We start from the raw sequence: 2737 nt of genomic DNA, 5'->3' as shown, positions 1-2737 counted from the left end.
GCGGGAACTCGCATCGTCTTCGAGGCGGCCGTCGCTGCCGAGCGGGTCACGCGCATGGTTTATACGTCATCGGCTGCCGCCTACGGCTACTACTCCGACAACCCGGATCCGATCACCGAAGATGTTCCGGCCCGCGGATCACCGGAGCACGACTACTCCGCGCAGAAGGCGGCCTGCGAAGCCGCACTCGCCGAAATCACCGATGGCTCTTCACTGGAAGTGTTCGTGCTTCGTCCGTGCATCGTCGCCGGTCCGAAGGCGACCGCACTGGCTGACTCAATGCCATGGAATCGGTTGCCTTCCCCACTTCGGTCAATCACGCGCGCCATACCGATTCTGAAGCTGCCGTTCCCCGATCCCGGTGTCCCGCTTCAGCTTGTTCATCATGACGACGTCGCCGCTGCCATCGCATTGGCGGCGACGACGCCCGCTCCGCCAGGGGCGTACAACATCGCAGGGGACGGCGAGACATCGCTGTCGAAGATCGCGGCGGCGCTGGGCGGACGTCCGGTACGGGTGCCCGCCGCTACCGCTACCATCGGGTCGGCGGTGGTAGCCCGACTGCCGTTCCTTCCCGCCGAAGCCGGCATCTTTCACGTGGCACGAACATCAGTAGTGATGGACACCGGCAAGGCCAAGTCCCTCCTGGGGTGGGCCCCCAAATACTCCGCTGCGCAAACCCTGGAGGCGCTGGCCGCTGCCATCTAGTCCTACTCAGCTCCTGCGGTCGAGTGTGGCGGCGCCTCGTCGACGAGTTCGGCAAGGGCTAGTGCGACCCGCAACTCGAGGGTGCGCTTTTCCACTGACCTTCCCAGCAGCTCCTCGGCTTGCCGGAGCCGGTAGGCGACCGTGTTCTCGTGAATGCTAAGCCGTTTCGCGGTTCTGCCGCGGCTGCCGTTCTCGTCTAGGTAGGTGCGCACCGTCGCGGCGAGTCGGCGGGTCGTGTCATCGGCACCCGCCAGTGGGCCCAGTTCGCGTGCGACGAAGGTGCGGGCGTAGTCGAGGTCTGCCGTGGCGAGTGAGCGCAGGGCGATGTCGTTGTAGCGGGTGACGCTGCCCTCGCGCCGGCCGGCCAGTCGCGCGATCCGTTGGGCTTCGAGCGCCTCAACATGGCTGGCGCGGAATCCTGCTATGCCGCGGGCGGGTTCGCCGATCGCGACACGGACACCGGGTGCTGTCGCGCTACGGAACCGCAGCTCGTCCAGGACTCTGGACGGCACTTCGCTATTGGTGCTGATCCATGCGGCAACCGACAGAATGCCGAGGGGCTGAACAAGGGGTCGCTGGCTACCGATTGCGGCGGCGATGTCGCGGATGGCGGCTTCGAGCACGGCAAGGGTGTTGCGGCCCTCCTCGTGGGTATCCGCCCAGGCGACGGCTGCGACGTGTACGCGGCGCAGCTCGTGGCGTAGCCGTCGGCTGGCCACGTCGACGTCGATGGGTTGCCCGGACAGGATGGTGCTGATCGTCTCGGCCTGGGTCGCGGCGGCGCTGCGCAGCCACCGTTCGCGCTCGGTGGTGTACACCTCCTCGGCCAGGCACAGCGCGGTGTCGACGTAGGCGAACATCCACGCTGAACACAGGTCGTTCGCCGCGTTCAGTTCTTCTGCGTCCGCCACGTGCTGGGCGAGAATCGCCTTGAGGTGTTCAGACGTCGCGGCGTGGCCGAGCCGGTAGCTGCGTGTCAGCGTGGTCAGCGGCACGCCGTGTTGGGCGCCGTCGACGGCGTAGGCGAGGGTCGCGGAGCCGAGTTTGACCGCCTTCACGGGATCGGCACCTGAGCGCAGCACTTCCGCGAAGTCGCGGATATTGGCCTCTGTGCTGGCCCGGTTAGCTTCCAGCGCCTCGGTACTGTCGAGCAGCGCGGGCAGCCGCTCGCTCGTGTAGACCGTGACCGCATCGGAGATCTCGCGGGCACGTTCCGTGAGTTCAACGGCCGCCTTCTGGAGAACCGTCGACCACAGGCGTCGCTCGGTCTCGCCCTGAGCACCCACCCAGGCCGGCTGCATGCGTTGCACGCTATCGCTGCACTTCGCCGCGGTGTGGATATTCGACAACCGCGGCCCCCGATGTTGGCGCAAGCAGACGAGCGGATGGCGGCCACGGGGGACGACGATCGACTCATGCGACAACTAACAAGCCTCGATGCCCAGTTCCTGGCCATGGAAAACGACCGCACTCAAGGCCACGTGAGCATATTGGGGGTGTTCGACGCCAACACCGCGTCGGGACGGCTGCTGGATGCGGCGCTTGTTCGTGAACTGGTGACCGCGCGCATGCACCTGCTGCCCACATTCCGTTGGCGGCTGGCGCCTGTGCCGTTCGGCCTCGACCACCCGTACTGGGTCGACGACGGCACTTTCGACGTCGAGTACCACGTTCGGGAGGCCGCACTTCCTGCGCCGGGCACTCAGCGGCAGCTGGCCGAGCTGGTATCTCGCCTGATCGGCAGCCAGCTGGATCGGGCGCGTCCGCTGTGGGAGCTGTACGTCATCCAGGGTCTGGAGGACGGCACCGTGGCTGTGATGACGAAGATGCATCACGCTGCCGTCGATGGCGTGTCCGGCGCGGAAGTTATGAGCCTGCTTCTCGACGACACCGCGACCGGAAGGGACCTGAAGTCGGCGCCTGCGGTCGTGGCGGAGCGCTTCCCGTCCGAAGTGGAGATGCTGGGCCGTGGTCTGGTCGGGATGTGGCGCCAGCCGTTGCGTGCGTTGCGCGCAGCACCCACCACACT

General features: G+C 66.7%; 3 protein-coding genes. 2 read left to right on the top strand and 1 reads right to left on the bottom strand.

Going from position 1 to position 2737, the window contains the following annotated elements:
* Positions 1-708 (top strand): NAD-dependent epimerase/dehydratase family protein (locus tag WBF82_RS22355; RefSeq protein WP_424385114.1); only part of this gene is annotated, 708 nt, incomplete at its 5' end.
* A 2-nt stretch (positions 709-710) separates the two neighbouring features.
* Here WBF82_RS22355 and WBF82_RS22350 read toward each other — a convergent pair.
* Complete coding sequence (locus tag WBF82_RS22350) at positions 711-2009, bottom strand: PucR family transcriptional regulator (RefSeq protein WP_424385113.1); 1299 nt, start codon at positions 2007-2009, stop codon at positions 711-713.
* 114 nt (positions 2010-2123) lie between these two features.
* On the opposite strand from WBF82_RS22350, the gene WBF82_RS22345 reads away from it, so the two are divergent.
* Positions 2124-2737 (top strand): wax ester/triacylglycerol synthase domain-containing protein (locus tag WBF82_RS22345; protein ID WP_424385112.1); only part of this gene is annotated, 614 nt, incomplete at its 3' end.

Origin of the sequence: Mycobacterium sp. (genome assembly GCF_049673265.1) — a bacterium.
Classification (GTDB): domain Bacteria; phylum Actinomycetota; class Actinomycetes; order Mycobacteriales; family Mycobacteriaceae; genus Mycobacterium.
Note: the sequence above shows the minus strand (reverse complement) of the source record. Positions and strands in the feature narration are given on the sequence as shown.